Annotated in this window: 13 protein-coding genes and 1 pseudogene; 8 read left to right on the forward strand and 6 right to left on the reverse strand. The window is 57.0% G+C overall.

All coding sequences use genetic code 11. The features are described from left to right. The first annotated feature begins 335 nt into the window (after positions 1 to 335). Positions 336 to 941: an FMN-dependent NADH-azoreductase gene (locus FJU30_RS06785; RefSeq protein WP_150434214.1), complete on the forward strand. Its 606-nt coding sequence runs from the start codon at positions 336 to 338 to the stop codon at positions 939 to 941. A 45-nt stretch (positions 942 to 986) separates the two neighbouring features. Here FJU30_RS06785 and FJU30_RS06790 read toward each other — a convergent pair whose 3' ends face one another. Further along, positions 987 to 1223 (reverse strand): YnbE family lipoprotein, encoded by a 237-nt coding sequence (locus FJU30_RS06790; protein WP_150434215.1) that lies wholly within the window; start codon positions 1221 to 1223, stop codon positions 987 to 989. 501 nt (positions 1224 to 1724) lie between these two features. Here FJU30_RS06790 and nqrE point away from each other — a divergent pair. Beyond that, a complete protein-coding gene (gene nqrE / locus FJU30_RS06795; RefSeq protein WP_150434216.1) occupies positions 1725 to 2321 on the forward strand; it encodes an NADH:ubiquinone reductase (Na(+)-transporting) subunit E in 597 nt (198 codons plus the stop codon). Between the two features lie 153 nt (positions 2322 to 2474). Here nqrE and FJU30_RS06800 read toward each other — a convergent pair whose 3' ends face one another. Then, entirely contained in the window at positions 2475 to 5075 is a 2601-nt protein-coding gene (locus FJU30_RS06800; protein WP_150434217.1) for a YdbH family protein, read from the reverse strand. Between the two features lie 294 nt (positions 5076 to 5369). On the opposite strand from FJU30_RS06800, the gene FJU30_RS06805 reads away from it, so the two are divergent. Further along, positions 5370 to 6356, forward strand: coding sequence for a 2-hydroxyacid dehydrogenase (locus FJU30_RS06805; RefSeq protein WP_150434218.1), 987 nt, complete (start codon positions 5370 to 5372; stop codon positions 6354 to 6356). Between the two features lie 83 nt (positions 6357 to 6439). Here FJU30_RS06805 and FJU30_RS06810 read toward each other — a convergent pair whose 3' ends face one another. Next, a complete protein-coding gene (locus FJU30_RS06810) occupies positions 6440 to 6745 on the reverse strand; it encodes a putative hemolysin (protein WP_150434219.1) in 306 nt (101 codons plus the stop codon). 366 nt (positions 6746 to 7111) lie between these two features. Then, positions 7112 to 7369 (reverse strand): hypothetical protein, encoded by a 258-nt coding sequence (locus tag FJU30_RS06815; protein ID WP_150434220.1) that lies wholly within the window; start codon positions 7367 to 7369, stop codon positions 7112 to 7114. A 762-nt stretch (positions 7370 to 8131) separates the two neighbouring features. On the opposite strand from FJU30_RS06815, the gene FJU30_RS06820 reads away from it, so the two are divergent. From FJU30_RS06820 to ttcA, 4 genes and pseudogenes are all read left to right on the forward strand, one after another. After that, entirely contained in the window at positions 8132 to 9454 is a 1323-nt protein-coding gene (locus FJU30_RS06820) for a GntP family permease (RefSeq protein ID WP_150434221.1), read from the forward strand. Between the two features lie 21 nt (positions 9455 to 9475). After that, positions 9476 to 10792 (forward strand): glycerate kinase type-2 family protein, encoded by a 1317-nt coding sequence (locus FJU30_RS06825; protein WP_150434222.1) that lies wholly within the window; start codon positions 9476 to 9478, stop codon positions 10790 to 10792. 194 nt (positions 10793 to 10986) lie between these two features. Beyond that, positions 10987 to 11055: pseudogene (locus FJU30_RS27060) on the forward strand (hypothetical protein); the annotation flags it as partial. 118 nt (positions 11056 to 11173) lie between these two features. Next, entirely contained in the window at positions 11174 to 12109 is a 936-nt protein-coding gene (ttcA, locus tag FJU30_RS06830) for a tRNA 2-thiocytidine(32) synthetase TtcA (protein WP_150434223.1), read from the forward strand. Positions 12110 to 12396: 287 nt separating this feature from the next. On the opposite strand, the gene zntB is transcribed toward ttcA, so the two are convergent. Then, positions 12397 to 13380 (reverse strand): zinc transporter ZntB, encoded by a 984-nt coding sequence (gene zntB / locus FJU30_RS06835; RefSeq protein ID WP_150434224.1) that lies wholly within the window; start codon positions 13378 to 13380, stop codon positions 12397 to 12399. 21 nt (positions 13381 to 13401) lie between these two features. Next, entirely contained in the window at positions 13402 to 15030 is a 1629-nt protein-coding gene (locus tag FJU30_RS06840; protein WP_150434225.1) for a peptide ABC transporter substrate-binding protein, read from the reverse strand. 353 nt (positions 15031 to 15383) lie between these two features. Between FJU30_RS06840 and tpx the strand changes: the two genes are divergently transcribed. Continuing rightward, positions 15384 to 15887, forward strand: a complete 504-nt coding sequence (gene tpx / locus FJU30_RS06845) for a thiol peroxidase (protein ID WP_150434226.1) — start codon at positions 15384 to 15386, stop codon at positions 15885 to 15887. The last annotated feature ends 244 nt before the right edge of the window (positions 15888 to 16131 follow it).

Raw genomic sequence — 16131 nt, forward strand, 5'->3', positions numbered from 1 at the left:
GCGCGATCGGCGACCGGAATGGACTCTGCTATTTTTCGGCGGGCATGGTAACACATCAGCGCGGCAGGCTATAACCGTCATCCGCGTCATCCGTCAGGCCGCGGGCGCATGGCGGCGCGCAATTGTCTTACCCTCGCCCGTAAAGGGTCAACGCGCGGCGTGTTCTGACGATGACGTTTAGCCTGCTAATAATCGTTGCGCGGCGATATTATTCAATAAAATCGAACGTCCCGCTCGAAATATTGCTCTTTCTCCCACCCCGCCATCTGCCTATGATGCCTGTATTCCGGGGCGACGACACCATGCTCTGATTACACACAATAAGGACCTGGCAAATGAGTAAAGTACTGATTCTGAAATCCAGTATTCTGGCCGACTTCTCCCAGTCAAATCAGCTGGCCGATCATTTTAGCGCCCAATGGCTGGCGACGCACGCCGGCGATAGCGTCACCGTACGCGATCTGGCCGCCAACCCGATTCCGGTGCTGGACGGTGAACTGGTCGGCATGCTGCGTCCGTCTGACGCCGCCCTGACGCCGCGTCAGCAGGAAGCGCTGACGCTGTCCGACGAGCTGATCGATGAGCTGAAGGCGCACGACGTTATCGTGATCGCCGCGCCGATGTACAACTTCAATATCCCGACGCAGCTAAAAAACTATTTTGACCTGATTGCCCGCGCCGGCGTGACATTCCGCTACAGCGAACAGGGCCCGGAAGGACTGGTGACCGGCAAACGCGCCGTGGTGCTGAGCAGCCGCGGCGGCATTCATAAAGATACGCCGACCGATCTGCTGGAACCCTACCTGCGCCTGTTCCTCGGCTTTATCGGCATCAGCGACGTCGAATTCGTGTTCGCCGAAGGGCTGGCCTACGGTCCGGAAATGGCGCAGAAAGCGCAGCAGGACGCCAAAACGCAGATCGACCGTCTGGCGGCTGCCTGATATTTCTCATCATTGCTCTGTTATTGATTGTGTTGTTTGGTTTGTTTATTGCGCGCCCGCCGGCGCGCTTTTCTTTGCGTCGTCCCCATTTCTGCCGGCCTCTTCCAGCAGCGGCGTCGCCGCCTGATCCGCCTGAATACGGATATCGTGTTCGATCTTCACGTTCATGTTGATGGTAATCGGCTCTTTGGGCGTCGCCACTTCAATGCGCGGCACGCAGCCGGTCAGCAACGCCAGCGCCGCACAGCAGGCGCCGCGCGTCAGGCGGCGTAAATTATTCATCGACAATCCTTAATTAGCCGTCAGCAAGAGTATCCCACATTGTAGTTGGCCCGGCCGTAGCTCACCAGCCGCAATCCGCCGCGACGCCGCGTCTTCCCCGGACGGCGACACTTCGCTGCTATTTTTTTAATCTACCGCGCACTTTCGCGGGTTAAAATGCACGACGTAAAGGCAAGAATAGCGGTAAAAACGCAGTTTATAACAAGAAAAAGTGACATATACCGCATTTTTATCATTTTTCACCCAGGCCGTCACGCGGACCTCGCCCCGCAGGCCGCGCGCCGCGCCGCTTTACGCCCGACTGAAGGCGCCATGCGGGCAAAATAGTGACTCGTCACCGTCCGCCATTCGGTATAAAATAAACCCCATCATGTCCGCCCGTTATCCCTGCCGGATCGCAGCGCGCCCGAAAGGTGTTTCTCCGCCATCCGCACGCGACGGGAATAATCATCGATCTGCCGTAATCAGCCAGTTATTAACCCAGGAGGGAGATAAACGCTAATGGAACACCTTTTGAGCCTGTTTCTTCGCGCCGTTTTCGTTGAAAACATGGCGCTCAACTTCTTTCTGGGCATGTGCACGTTCCTGGCCGTATCGAAGAAAATCGGCACCTCCTTTGGTCTGGGGCTCACCGTCACCCTGCTGCTGGGCATTGCCGTGCCGATTAACAACCTGCTCTATAACTATATTTTGCGCGACGGCGCGCTGGTGGAAGGCGTGGATCTCAGCTTTCTCAACTTCGTCACCTTTATCGGCGTGTTGGCCGCGCTGGTGCAGATCCTGGAGATGCTGCTGGACCGTTTCGTGCCCAGTCTGCACCACGCGCTGGGCGTGTTTCTGCCGCTGCTGGCGGTCCACTGCGCCATCTTCGGCGGCGTGATGTTTATGGTGCAGCGCGATTATAACTTCACCGAATCCGTGGTTTACGGCTTCGGCTGCGGTTTTGGCTGGATGCTGGCCATCGTCGCGCTGGCCGGCCTGCGCGAGAAAATGAAATACGCCAATATCCCCGCCGGCCTGCGCGGCATCGGCGCCACCTTTATCACCGCCGGCCTGATGTCGCTCGGTTTTATGTCCTTTTCCGGCATTCAGCTCTGACGGCGCGCGCCCTGCGTGAGGTTGCTGATAACGGCGCCGATGAGTCCGGGAGAGCCGGCCTGCCGCACCGGGGGGCGCCGGAGGCTAATATGCCGCCACGCCCCTCGCCACGCTATTCCTGATAACCAGCGTCGTCATGCCGTTCGCTCCCGCTCACCGTTCTTCCGGCTGCCGGTTCACCCGCTGTTCGATTTTGTCCTGCAGCGTGGGGCCGAAGCGTAGACTGCGCCACAGCTGAAAGATATTCTCCTGATGGCGATAGTTCAGCACAATCTGCCGCCGCGTATTCTGCCGCGGGCTTTCGCCTTCAATGTGGGCGCTGAGCGTTAAATCCCCCGGGTTATTCAACGCGACGCTGGCGTCTGAGCCATCGATCTCCAGATAGCGCAGCCAGTCGACAGCCGATGCGCTGGCCAAATTTTTACCCGCCAGCGCCCCGGCCAGCTGCTGATCCAGCCGCAGCGTGAGGAAACCGTCGTTCCTGATCCAGCCGTTCTGCACCAGCCACGTCGGGTGATTGAAATTCAGCGGCAGCTCGCCGCTGACCCGGCCAGACATCGCCAGCGGCTTCAGCTTCAGCGCGGTGAAAAGTTCGCTCAGCTCAACCCCGTCTACGCGCAGAACGGCCGGCTGACGCTGCGGCCAGCGCAACGCGGACAGCGAAATATGACCGCGCATGATATCCATATCCACGCCGGACAGCGTCAGCGGATAACGCTCGCTGACTGGATAATAGCCCTGCAGTGCGGCGCGGATATCGCGTATGCTGAACAAATTGTTCAGTTCGGCGATATGCAGCGTCACCGGCCGTCTGACGCCCAACTGCCAGCGATGGTCGCGCAGGCGGTAAGGCAGCGTAAAGTTGACCCCTTTCATCTCGCCATCCTGCAGCCACAGCCCGCCGTCCTGCACCACCCAGTGGCCGCCGGCGCTGAAACCCTGACCGCGCGCCGCCGAGAATGCGGCCTGCGCGTGAAAGCGCCCTTCGCGCAGCGTGAGTCCCAGATTCGGCGACAGCAGCGGCTGGAATACCGTCAGCGGCTGTGCCGGCCACCAGCCGGCGCCGCGCAGTCGCTGATCCGCCCAGCGTCCGTTCAGCGTTACCGGACCAATCGCCTCCGCCTGCAGCTGCCCGCGCCATAAAAAATCATCGGGCGCGCGGCCATTCAGTTGAAGCTGTAGCTCCGGCGCAGGTAAATAGCCGCCGGAGCTGAGGTTGACCCGTTCGGCCTGCAGGTTCAGGCCGGCGCTGAATTCGCCGCCCGCCGCCGCGCGCTGCCAGCGCAGCGGCTGACGCAGCGTCAGGCGCGGCGCGCGCACCGTGACCATACCGTAGTATAAGCGGTCAAAGCCGCTGGACAGTTCCGTAACCTCCACCAGCGTATCCTGCCAGCGGCCGCGGCCGGCCACGTCCCAACGGGCGCGCAGCGGCGGAAGCTGCCCGCTGCCCCAGTATTTCCAGCGCCACTCGCCCCGATCCGGCCAGAAGTCGCGCGCGCCGCCGTCCAGGTGCAGCTTAAAGCGGCCCCAGTAGCTGTCATGCGCACGGACGATCGCCTGCAGCCGTCCGTTTACGCCGGCCGGCGTGATCCTGATCCCAGCCAACGGCCAGCGCGCCTCGTCCAGCCGCAGCGTGGGACTAACATCGCCCCACGCCCGCACAAAAGCGCCGGGCAACAGCGCCACCTGCGGATTGAGCAGCGACCCGCGCAACACGCCGGGCACCGAGGCGGCCATCGAGGTGCTGGCCTGATTGGCCTGGCCGGTCAACCGGAAGTTCAGATCGCTGTCGATCAGACTGGCGCGCCCCGGCCCGAGCGTCAGTACCGCGTTGGCTTTACCGTTATGCCCCTGGGTCAACACATTCAACCGCGCTTCAATCTGCGTTTGCTCCAGTCCGGCGCGCCAGTTATCCAGTCTGATCGCCACGCCGCCCGACAGCGGCAGCCCGGCGTGCGGCCAGCGCCAGCTGCCGCCGGCAACGGTCACGCTCTGCCGGCTAATCGCCCAGGGCAGCGTGGCCAGCGGCTGTTCGTTTCCCTGCTCATGCAGCGTCAGTCCGCCCTGATTATCCTGCCAGCGTAGCGTCGCCGTCAGCGGGCGCGGCGCATAGTCAGTCTCAATATAGCCACGCATTTCCCCCTGCTGCGGCCAGCGATCGAACGAATCCGCCAGCGCCAGACCGCCGCTCAGCCGCAGCAGCGGCCGGCCGTCATCGCCATTGAGCCGCAGGTCGCTCAGCGTCAGCCGGCGGCCGACGATTTCGGCGTGCAGGTTGATCCGTTCGCCGCGATAATCCAGCTGCTGACGGTCGGCATCGTTCTGCACGTGCAGACGGCCGGCGTAGGTTTGCCAGGGCGCGATCGACAGGCGCTCAATAGTGACCGCGCCGCGCGGTAAACGCTGCTGCAGCGTCTGCAGGCTGAGCGGAGCGTCGCCCGGGGCGGCCGGCAGTTGCGCCAGACATTCGCTGTTCAGCGCCAGACGCGCTATCGTCAGCCGCCAGCCGCCATCGCGTCGCGTAAGACCCGCCGGACCGAGATCCAGCAGCGTGCAGGTTGCCGCGTCAAGTCGCACGTCATCCATCGACAGCCCGCCGTCATGCCAGCGCAGCGGCTGTCCAACGACCAGCCGCGTGTTTTGCGGCAACCAGAACCCCGCCGCGTACGGCAGCCAGCGCGGCATCTGTTGCCATAACAGCGCCAGTGACAGCACCATGGCCGCCAGCGCGCATAAGGTAATTTTTTTAATCATTCACATCCATTAATAAGCCGGCGACAGCCGGTTATCCGCTGTCCTGATCAATAGCCGCCACCCGCGCCGCCGGGCGGCTGCGCTCCGTGCTGGCGCATAAAACCGCCGGGGCGCTAATAGTATGGGTGTTTTTTACCATCTCGTTTAACCGCATTGCGATTTTTTATCAGCTAACGGCGCAGGTTGCCAGTCCGGACAGAACGATGCCTGGCCGTTTATCCCTGATTTGGCCATGGTTGCCTGTTTACTTTTTTCTGTTAGCTTAGGGGGCAGGATCTTATGGAGACACCCGGCATGAAACTGGCGATCTACAGCACCAAACAGTACGACCGAAAATACCTTGAGCTGGTTAACCAGCAGTTTGGCTATGAGCTGGAGTTTTTTGATTTTATGCTCAGTCAGCGCACGGCGAAGATGGCGGCCGGCAGCCAGGCGGTATGCGTTTTTGTCAACGACGACGCCAGCCGAGACGTGCTGAGCGAACTGGCGCGGCTGGGGATTAAACAGCTGGCGCTACGCTGCGCCGGCTTTAATAACGTCGACCTGACGGCGGCGAAAGAGTTGGGTATCCAGGTCGTCCACGTGCCGGCTTACTCTCCGGAAGCGGTGGCCGAACATACCGTCGGCATGATGCTGAGCCTTAACCGACGGATTCATCGCGCCTACCAGCGCACCCGCGACGCCAATTTCTCGCTGGAGGGGTTAATCGGTTTCAATATGCATAACCGCACCGCTGGCGTAATCGGCACCGGCAAAATCGGCGTGGCTACCCTGCGCATCCTGAAAGGGTTCGGCATGAAACTGCTGGCTTCCGATCCTTACCCCAACCCGCTGGTGCTGGAGATGGGCGCGGAGTACGTTGATCTGAAAACGCTGTACTCGCGTGCGGATGTGATCTCGCTGCACTGCCCGCTGACGCCGGAGAATCACCACCTGCTCAACCGCGAAGCCTTTGCCCAGATGAAGAACGGCGTCATGTTGATCAACACCAGCCGCGGCGCGCTGATCGACTCGCAGGCGGCGATTGATGCGTTGAAACAGCAAAAGATCGGAGCTTTGGGCATGGATGTGTATGAAAATGAGCGCGAGCTGTTTTTCGAGGATAAATCCAATGATGTGATTCAGGACGATGTATTCCGCCGGCTGTCGGCCTGCCATAACGTGCTGTTTACCGGCCACCAGGCCTTTCTCACCGAAGAGGCGCTGACCAGCATCGCCAATACCACGCTGCAAAGTCTGCAGCAGTTGAGCCACAACCAACCCTGCCCTTATCAGCTTTAACTCTTGCCGGCGGCGGGCCTTACCCCGCATGCTGCGTACGGGCCAACAGCATGCGGGCGGCGCGAAGCCAGAGGCCGCCGCAATCACCAGCCGGTCGGGCAACTGCCGTTCATGATTGAACGCTCGTCGCAACGTTTGCCGTTGGTCAGTTGACACATTCCTACGCCTGAACCGTTAAGCTGACGAACCATCGCCATGGTGCCGCCAGCCAGAGAACAGTTGGCCGCCGCCGGCGACTGGCTATTCAGCAACGTAACCGCGTTGAGATCGTCAGACACTTCCCCGCCGGTCGGCTTGGGTGACGGGCTGACCGCGATATTTTTTTCTCCGCTGCTGCAGGCAACCAGCCATAATGCCGCCGATGCCAGTAACCAATGACGCACTGCCATGATGCCAAAACTCCTGTCAGATATGTTTACCCGTCGCTATACCCGTCATTAATTCACCGCTGCGCGGCAAACAGAACGCCGAATGTGAATCAGCGACGCCGCAAAACGCGCGATAAATAAACAAGTCGGCGCGACGCAGGAATGAAAAAATGGGTATATTCTGTTTATCACAAGTTAATCGCCGTTCATACCGTAAAATATGCTATCCGCAGATTACGTCGCTATTTTCTGCTATTAGACGCGTAAAGCTAAATGTCCCCCATGCGTATTTTCTCGTCAATAATATCATTTGCACGCCGGCAGGATCGACAAAGCCCGCGCTGACTGCAGCGCGGGCTATGGCATCTAATCACGGGGGATCAGCGACTAGGCGGGAAAGTAACTGATTGAATGTTCTGGCGTATTACTCTTTGAATCAATGATGAGATCCCACATGCCGGTATAAGGCACCGTCAGATACACCTCTTCTTTGGCATCAACGCTAATGGCATTTTTTTCCGCGCTTTTTGCCAGAGCAACATCGGACTGGTTATCATCCACCATGCTGACGTGAAACTTGTCGGTACATTTAATAATAAGCGTGTCACCACCAAAAAGCGTCAGGCACGTACGTACAATAGACATAACTCCTCCGGAACGTATATTCATACGCCTTATTCAATGGTTCAGGATAATCGTTTACCCTTCATCTTTCTGACTGCTGGCGCGCGACCTGCCGCCTTCGCCGACCTGTCATCTGTTGGGTACATATGTGATAAACATCACATACTAATGACTTCATAAAAGCAAAATGCCGGCCGCCAGATTGTGATCTGGATCAAGTTGCGGCAAGGTTTACAGCGACTTTGATATTAAGCGCCTCCTGTGAAGTTTTTCTTATCTCAAGGTAAAAGAAAAACTTATTTCTATTGCCTTTCACCGGCCCCGCGCCCCGGATTCTGCCGGGCAAGCCACGCAAGAGCGGATTAATGTGACAGCCTTCTCACGCTCCAGGTCAAATGCCATAAACTGACGCTGCAATTTTGGGTTTTCTTATATGGTATTACCCGCGTCGGCGTACTTAAAATGAAGCGGCTCAAAACACTTTACCCCTCTATACCCTAACTCATTCAGGTTGCAGGACGGCGGCAAGAGAAGATGACAAATTCGTCGGCAGCGCATTTGACCAGCCAATCGCTGACCGTTAATGAGCGGCGGCATGCCGCTCATTAACCCCGAATCGCTTACCCGGGTAAGTAATTCGGGTTAAAGAGATCGGCCGACGCACCGACAACCGAAACGATGGCGAGTATAACGCGCCAGCACCAGAGAACGATAATATAACCAAACCACTACCCATAAATTATACATAATTATATCAATAATATAATTTCCATAGAGGTGACAATGGACATCTTAACCACATCCCTGCTCGTATTAGGTAGCATCATTGCAATTATTATCCTGACCTCAAAACTGAAGATAAACGCATTTGCCTCGCTGTTTATCGTCTCGTTCCTGCTGGCTATCTTCACCATTCCATACGGTCAGCTGGTCGATACCCTGAAAACGGGCTTCGGCCAGACGATGGGCGCAATATCCTTCATTATTATTTTCGGCGCAATTATTGCGATTGTGCTGGAAAAAAGCGGCGGCGCGCTCAGCATCGCCAACTATATTTACGCTAAAACCGGCAAGGAGCGGGCACCGGTCGCCATGGCGATGACCGGCTTTATCCCCGGCCTGACCATCTTCTGCGATACCGGCTTTATTATTTTAAGCGGCGTGGCCAGAACATTCAGCGCCAAATCCAAAGTGCCGATGCCTTTAATCGCATCAATATTAGGCTGTTCGCTTTATTCGGTCCATTGTCTGGTGCCAACCCATCCCGGCGCGCTCGCGGCGGCCGGTACGATGAACGTTAACCTCGGCTATTTTATTATCGCCGGCGTCGCCTTCTCCATACCGGCGGCAGTGGCCGCTTATTTGTGGTCGACCTGGATGACCAAAGGGAAAAACTATCCGCCGGCGGTGCTGGAGCTTGATGAAATAAAAGAAGTCAATCTCCCGGCGGTAAAACTGGCCCTGCTGCCGATTGTGTTGCCTCTGATGCTGATCGCTCTGTCATCGCTGGTTAAGTCGTTTGCGCCGGGAAGCCAGAATGGGTTGATTACGGCAATTCACTTTGTCGGCAATCCTGTCATTGCCCTGCTGTTCGGCGCAATTTCATCTTTTCTGTTGTTAAAACAAAGCAATACCGATTTCAATAGCATTATTGAGGGCGCTATCGCCAAGGCGGGGCCGATCTTAATCATTACCGCCGCAGGCGGCATGTTTGGGCTGGTCATTAAAGAAACCGGCGTGGCGGGCGAATTAGGCAAATATCTGGGCGTCGCCAGCGTCGGGCTGTTTATTCCGTTCTTTATCGCCGCTATTCTGAAAACCGCACAGGGTTCGTCAACCATCGCCATCATCACCACCGCGGCGATTATTGAACCTATCTTAGGCGACTTTGGTCTCGATTCGGCAATGGGCCGTCTTTTCGCCACGCTGGCGATGGGCGCCGGTTCCATGCTTGCCTCGCACGCTAACGATTCTTATTTCTGGGTGGTAACTAAATTCTCGAATATTGAAGCGGACACGTCACTCAAAGTATTCTCCACCGCGACGATTGTCATGAGCGTGACAGCCTTTATCTCCATCTGGATAGCGTCCATGTTTTTCATTTAGTTGGTCAGCAGGAGTCGACTCATGAATACCACAACGATCATCAAAGACATTCTCAACGCGGGCATCGAGAGTGTACTGCCGGATAAACTTATCCAGCGCATCATGAAAATAGACGGTGAAACATTGGTGATTGAGGACCAGCGTTTCCCCCTCAGTCCGTCGGGCAAGCTCTATGTTATCGGCGCCGGCAAGGCCAGCGCATTAATGGCGCAGCAGGTCGAATCCATTCTGGACGAGCGGATTGACGCCGGTCAGATCATCGTCAAATACGGCCATAATTGTCCCTTAACGCGCATCGAGACCACAGAAGCCGGGCATCCAACGCCGGATGAAAACAGTTTTGCCGGTACGCAAAAGCTGGTCGGGCTGATGAGCTCGCTGACGGAAAACGATCTGGTGATCTGCCTGCTTTCCGGTGGCGGTTCGGCATTGTTTACCGACTGTCCGGCCGGAATGTTAAAAGAAGACATTGTTAAAACCAATCAGTTGTTAGTCACCTGCGGCGCGGACATCAATGAAATTAACGCGGTCAGAAAACATCTTTCCCGGATTAAAGGCGGCTGGCTGGCCAGATTGACCTGGCCGGCTACCGCCGTCAGTTTGATTCTCTCGGATGTGATTGGCGATCGACTCGATGTTATCGCCTCCGGCCCAACCAGCCCCGATGAGTCTACGTTTGCGGATGCTTACCGGACGCTGGAAAAATATAATCTGTTGAGTGAAACGCCGGCCGCCATTCTCAACCATATCCGTCAGGGCATGGCGGGCGACGTGGAAGAAACGCCCAAAGCGGGCGACCCGGTATTCGGCCGCCTGCATAACATCATCATCGGCAGCAATAACATCGCGCTGAGCTATGCGAAAGACCAGGCGGTTAAATCCGGGTTTCAGACCGAAATCATCACCTCGACGCTGGATATGGACAGCTGCGACGCGGCGAAATGGATCGTCGAGCAGGCGCTGGCCCGGCGGAAAGCGCTCGCCCCCGGCGAAAAAGCGTGCCTGCTTTTCGGCGGCGAAACCACCACCAAAGTCACCGGCAGCGGCAAAGGCGGCAGGAATCAGCATCTGGCGCTGTGTGCGGCCAAATTGCTGTCCGGTCATCAGGGCATCACGCTGCTTTCGGCGGGTTCGGACGGAAACGACGGGCCGACCGACGCCGCCGGCGCAGTGGTAAACAGCGCGACATGGGGCCAGGCGCAGGCCGGCGGGCTGGACGGCGATCGCTACCTTGCCGATTTTGACTCTTACCATTTCTTCCAACAGGCCGGCGGATTGGTCATCACCGGCGCAACCTTCACCAACGTGATGGATATCATCATCGTCGTGATCGAATAAAACAACGCAGACGCATCGGGTCCGGTCGGACTTGATGCGCCACCGCGACGGGCGCGCAGCTCGTGTTCTGCGGCTATCGCGCGGCCCCCACTCCGTTTTTATCTGCTTTCATCCTTTGTGAAAGCTGAGCCGCTCTGTAACCGACATCCATGCAAACTGTGCGCGATTATCCCCTGTCAGCAAGCTAATGATGCAATACCGCTGTAAAACGCGCTGGAATTCGGCGGCGTAATCCGTACCATACACGCCATACTAATGCATGCGATTCTCCGCGCCGGGGCGCGGCGTCAGAAGTTCGCGTACCGCGACACAGAATTAAGCCGACCAGACAGGCAGGCGGCACGAGCCATGCGCGGCCCATTGATACGAGTTAAGATAAAAATGACTGAAAATCAAGAGATTAACAAGAAACAGCAGTACAACATCAATAAGCTGCAAAAGCGCCTGCGCCGCCACGTGGGGGAAGCCATCGCCGATTTTAATATGATCGAAGAAGGCGATCGGGTGATGGTGTGCCTGTCCGGCGGCAAAGATAGCTATGTGATGCTGGATATTTTGCGCAATCTGCAGCAAAGCGCGCCGGTAAACTTCAGTCTGGTGGCGGTAAACCTCGATCAGAAACAGCCGGGGTTCCCGGAACACGTGCTGCCGGACTATCTTGACGGCATCGGCATCGAGTACAAAATTGTCGAAGAGAATACCTACGGTATCGTCAAAGAGAAGATCCCGGAAGGCAAAACCACCTGCTCGCTGTGCTCACGTCTGCGCCGCGGTATCCTGTATCGCACCGCCGGCGAGCTGGGCGCGACGAAAATCGCGCTGGGCCACCACCGCGACGACATTTTGCAGACGCTGTTTCTGAATATGTTCTACGGCGGTAAGCTGAAAAGCATGCCGCCCAAACTGATGAGCGACGACGGCAAACACATTGTGATTCGGCCGCTGGCTTACTGCCGAGAAAAAGATATTGAGCGTTTCGCTCAGGCGCGTCAGTTCCCGATCATTCCCTGCACCCTGTGCGGTTCGCAGCCCAATCTGCAGCGTCAGGTGATCAAAGAAATGCTGCGCGACTGGGACAAACGCTACCCCGGCCGCATCGAAACCATGTTCAGCGCGCTGCGAAACGTCGTGCCTTCCCATCTGGCCGATCATCAGCTGTTCGACTTTAAACATATCCGTCACGACAGCGAAGTGGTGAACGGCGGCGATCTGGCCTTCGATCGCGAGACGTTTCCACTGCAGCCGGCGGGCTGGCAGGACGATGACGACCTGACACCGCCCGATGCGCAGCGGCTCGACGTGGTGGAGATTCGCTAAGCGAGCGCCAGGGACGACGGATGGCGCCGTCCCGTTTTACCGGTTTACAGGCAAAAAAATGCCGACGTTAATGTCGGCATGGTGTGAATCAATCGTGCTATGCAGTAATTCAAAAAAGGAAGTAAGACAATATGGAGCGCAACGCCCATCGCTTGACGTTGCATTCACCTGCAATATCGATAGTGCCGTACTCGCACGCTAAAAATTTTGATATTGCTCAATCTTCGCGTGCTTTTTTGACTCAGCCGGCCAACACGCCGCGCCGACAGAGAAAATGCCTGCAATACTTATAGCCATTTACTGCGTTTTAGCCACCACGCCACCCCGGCGACCAGCAGCGCCAGCAGCAGGCAGAAAGTAGCGAACCCCCACGGCGAATTGCTGCCGGGAATTCCGCCCAGATTCGAGCCGAACAGGCCGGTCAGAAAGGTGGTGGGCAGAAAGAGCATCGCCATCAGCGACATGGTGTAGGTGCGGCGGTTCATCGCATCGGCCATCAGGGTGGTGATTTCGTCGGCCAGCACGGTTGTGCGGGAGATACTGGCGTCCAGATCGTCCAGCCCCCGTCCGAGCCGATCGGAAATTTCCTGCATTCTGCGCCGGTCGTCATCCCCCATCCAGGGCAGCCGCTCGCTGGCCAGCCGGGAAAACACGTCGCGCTGCGGCGTCATGTAGCGGCGCAGCACGATCAGCTGCTTGCGGATCAGCGCCAGCTGGCCGCGCGGCGGAATTTGCTGCTCCAGCAGGGCGTCTTCCAGTTCAATGATGCGGTCGTGCAGATCCTCGATAAATTCGCCGGTATGGTCAGTCAGCGCATCGGTTATCGCCACCAGCCAGCTGCCGCTGTCGGTCGGACCATTGCCTTCCTGCAGATCGTTCAGCACCTCGTCAATCGCGTAAATTTTACGGCGGCGGGTGGAAACGAGCAGTTTATCGGTCATAAAGACCCGGATGGCGACCAGCTGGTCCGGTCGCTCATCCTCATTAAAATTGATACTGCGCAGCGTGATCATCGTACCGTCGCCCAACCGGGTCACGCGAGGACGCACGCTATCGCCCGCCAGAGCATCGCGCACGCTGTCCGGCAGCAGCGTCGTCTCGCTTAACCAGCGCGCGCTGGCCGGGTGAGTGTAGTCCAGATGCAACCAGCAGGGCTGCATGCTGTTAAGCACATCGTTTTCGCCAATCGGGCGTACCCCGCCGTTCCCATCCAGCTGATAAGCATAAACCGCATCGGCAAGCTGGAGTGCCTTCCCGTCAACATTTTCCACTCGGCTCTCCATCTCGGCACATCACTTTTTACCCTCATGTTTGATGATATACATCGTCTGGCTATACGCCATGTCTTCAGGATTATTAATTGGATACCCTTTGACCCAGGGTTTGATCAATCGACCATTGGTATATTGATAGATCGGCGCGATCGGCGCGTCGTTCGCCAGCATCTGCTCCGCTTTATTATAATCTTCGCTGAGTCGCTGCGGATCCGTTTGATTGCCGGCCTCGTCCAGCAAACGATCATAGTCGGCGCTGTTAAAGCGGGCGATATTACCGCTATGGCTGGAGGTCAGCAGCGAGAGAAAGGTCGATGGCTCATTGTAATCCCCGACCCAGGAGGCGCGCACCACGTCAAATTTGCCGCTGTTGCGACTGTCGATATAGGTCTGCCACTCCTGGTTCGTCAGCCGCACGTCGACGCCCAGCTTCTTTTTCCACATCGACGCCACCGCGATGGCGATTTTTTGATGGCTTTCAGACGTATTATACAACAGCGACAGTTTGAGCGGTTTACCGGGGCCATAACCCGCCGCGGCCATTAGCGCTTTGGCCTGCGCGTCCAGCTCTTCCTGCGAATACTCCTGCAGGTCGCTGGGCGTGGGATGAAAGCCCGCAGTTACTTCCGGCGTGAAATGCCAGGCGGGTTTCTCTCCGCTGCCCAGCACTTTTTCAGCAATCAGCTTGCGGTCGATGGCGTAAGACAGCGCCTTGCGCACCCGGACGTCGTTGGTCGGCGCCCGCTGGGTATTAAAAGCATAATAGTAGGTGCCGAGCTGATCCGGCGTGAATACCTGGCCGGGCAGATCTTTCAACAGCTTGCGGTACATGTTTTTCGGGAATGACTCGGTAATATCGATATCGCCGGCCAGATAGCGTTTGGTCGCGTTCGACTCCTGATTAATCGGCACGAAGGTGACCTTACGCAGAACGGTACCGGCATGGTCCCAGTAATAATCGTTAGGCACCAGCACCAGTTTTTCGTTAACCACACGCTGTTCGAGCTTAAACGCGCCGTTACCGACCAGATTGCCCGGCTTAGTCCAGTCATTGCCGTATTTTTCCACCGTCGGCTGATGCACCGGAAACAGACTGAAATTCGCCAGCAGGCTGATAAAATACGGCACCGGTTTGTTGAGCTGCACCTTCAGCGTATGGTCGTCCACCGCGCTCACGCCGAGCCGATCGGGCGGCAGTTCGCCGGCGATGATCCGGTCGGCGTTCACAATGCCGGCCAGCCGGGCGAACCACGCGAAGGAGGACGTATTGTGCGGCGTCACCAGCCGCTGCCAGCTGTAGACAAAATCGTTAGCCGTGACAGTGTCACCGTTTGACCAACGCGCCGAGGGACGCAGCGTAAACACAAACGTGCGGTTATCGTTGCTCTGCCAGCGCTCCGCCACCGCCGGAATAACGTTGCCCTTTTCATCCTGGCTGACCAGCCCTTCGAACAGATCCCTTACCACCTGCGCTTCCGGCAATCCCACCACTTTTATCGGATCGAGCGACGCCGGTTCGTCTTTAATGTGCCGCACGATCTCTTGCTTTTCGGCCAGCACGGTTCCGGCGGGAACCTGAGCCGCCATGGCGTTTCCGCTGACGACCGCCAGCCAGGCGGCACTGAATATATAGCGACGCTGTTGCATGAAAAATTAACCCTATATCAGGCAGATAAAAAGTGCGTCTCTGGCGCACCGCCCCATGCATAAAATTTCTCAGCCATTATGATAGCTAATTCGTTAAAAAACGGGCGAAAAATATCGACGGCGCGGCGTAATTGTTGACGGGCGGCCGTGCGCATCCTGTTCAGGGCCCGGCCGCCAATGCGCGCGCCAGGCCGCCCTGCGGGCGCTGAGGAAATTTTATGTTTAAGATTAAAGGGATAATAAATAACCAGTCCGGCGATAGCGGGCAAGGGAAGACTAAATTTTTATATCAATGTTAACCAGGTTGCCCTACACTGACTAGCATGTTAAACACCTGTAATAAGGAAGCAAACATGTCACAATCTGTACATTTTCAGGGTAACCCCGTCTCTGTTGCCGGTCAGCTGCCGAAAAAGGGCGAGAAGGCAAAAGACTTTACGCTGGTTGCGAAAGACTTGTCCGACGTCGCGCTGAGCAGTTTTGCCGGCAAACGTAAAATCATCAATATTTTCCCCAGCATTGATACCGGCGTGTGCGCCGCTTCGGTGCGCAAGTTCAACCAGCTGGCTTCCGGACTGGATAACACGGTTGTTTTATGTATTTCTGCCGATCTGCCGTTCGCCCAGTCGCGTTTTTGCGGCGCTGAAGGCCTGAATAACGTCAGCACGCTCTCCACGCTGCGCGGCGCTGATTTCAAACAGAATTACGGCGTCGAAATCGCCTCCGGCCCGCTGCAGGGACTGACCGCGCGCGCCGTCGTGGTGCTGGATGAGCAGAACGTCGTGCTGTACAGCGAACTGGTTAATGAAATCACCAACGAACCGGATTACGACGCGGCGCTGGCAGCGCTGAAGTGATTGACTCGTTGTGATAAAAACGGCTGCTGCGGCAGCCGTTTTTATTGTCAGTGTTAAACCCTCTGCCCGACAGATGGTGATTGTGCCTGCCGTGTGGCGATCGGCGATAGTTCGAAGAAAGTCGATGATGCAATGTTTCGCCTTAGGCCGGGATGCTGCTGAGAAACCGTGACGTTTCTTTATCGGCCATGCCTTCAGCAAAAGAGCGAAGGAATGGCGGCGATCTTTTTTGGGCGGGCAAAGA

It is taken from the genome of Affinibrenneria salicis (assembly GCF_008710095.1).

Excerpts from the sequence above, each read along its gene's own strand:
- FJU30_RS06785 (WP_150434214.1), top strand. The coding sequence starts at position 336 with ATGAGTAAAGTACTGATTCTGAAATCCAGTATTCTGGCCGACTTCTCC.
- FJU30_RS06790 (WP_150434215.1), bottom strand. The coding sequence starts at position 1,223 with ATGAATAATTTACGCCGCCTGACGCGCGGCGCCTGCTGTGCGGCGCTG.
- nqrE (WP_150434216.1), top strand. The coding sequence starts at position 1,725 with ATGGAACACCTTTTGAGCCTGTTTCTTCGCGCCGTTTTCGTTGAAAAC.
- FJU30_RS06800 (WP_150434217.1), bottom strand. The coding sequence starts at position 5,075 with ATGATTAAAAAAATTACCTTATGCGCGCTGGCGGCCATGGTGCTGTCA.
- FJU30_RS06805 (WP_150434218.1), top strand. The coding sequence starts at position 5,370 with ATGAAACTGGCGATCTACAGCACCAAACAGTACGACCGAAAATACCTT.
- FJU30_RS06810 (WP_150434219.1), bottom strand. The coding sequence starts at position 6,745 with ATGGCAGTGCGTCATTGGTTACTGGCATCGGCGGCATTATGGCTGGTT.
- FJU30_RS06815 (WP_150434220.1), bottom strand. The coding sequence starts at position 7,369 with ATGTCTATTGTACGTACGTGCCTGACGCTTTTTGGTGGTGACACGCTT.
- FJU30_RS06820 (WP_150434221.1), top strand. The coding sequence starts at position 8,132 with ATGGACATCTTAACCACATCCCTGCTCGTATTAGGTAGCATCATTGCA.
- FJU30_RS06825 (WP_150434222.1), top strand. The coding sequence starts at position 9,476 with ATGAATACCACAACGATCATCAAAGACATTCTCAACGCGGGCATCGAG.
- ttcA (WP_150434223.1), top strand. The coding sequence starts at position 11,174 with ATGACTGAAAATCAAGAGATTAACAAGAAACAGCAGTACAACATCAAT.
- FJU30_RS06840 (WP_150434225.1), bottom strand. The coding sequence starts at position 15,030 with ATGCAACAGCGTCGCTATATATTCAGTGCCGCCTGGCTGGCGGTCGTC.
- tpx (WP_150434226.1), top strand. The coding sequence starts at position 15,384 with ATGTCACAATCTGTACATTTTCAGGGTAACCCCGTCTCTGTTGCCGGT.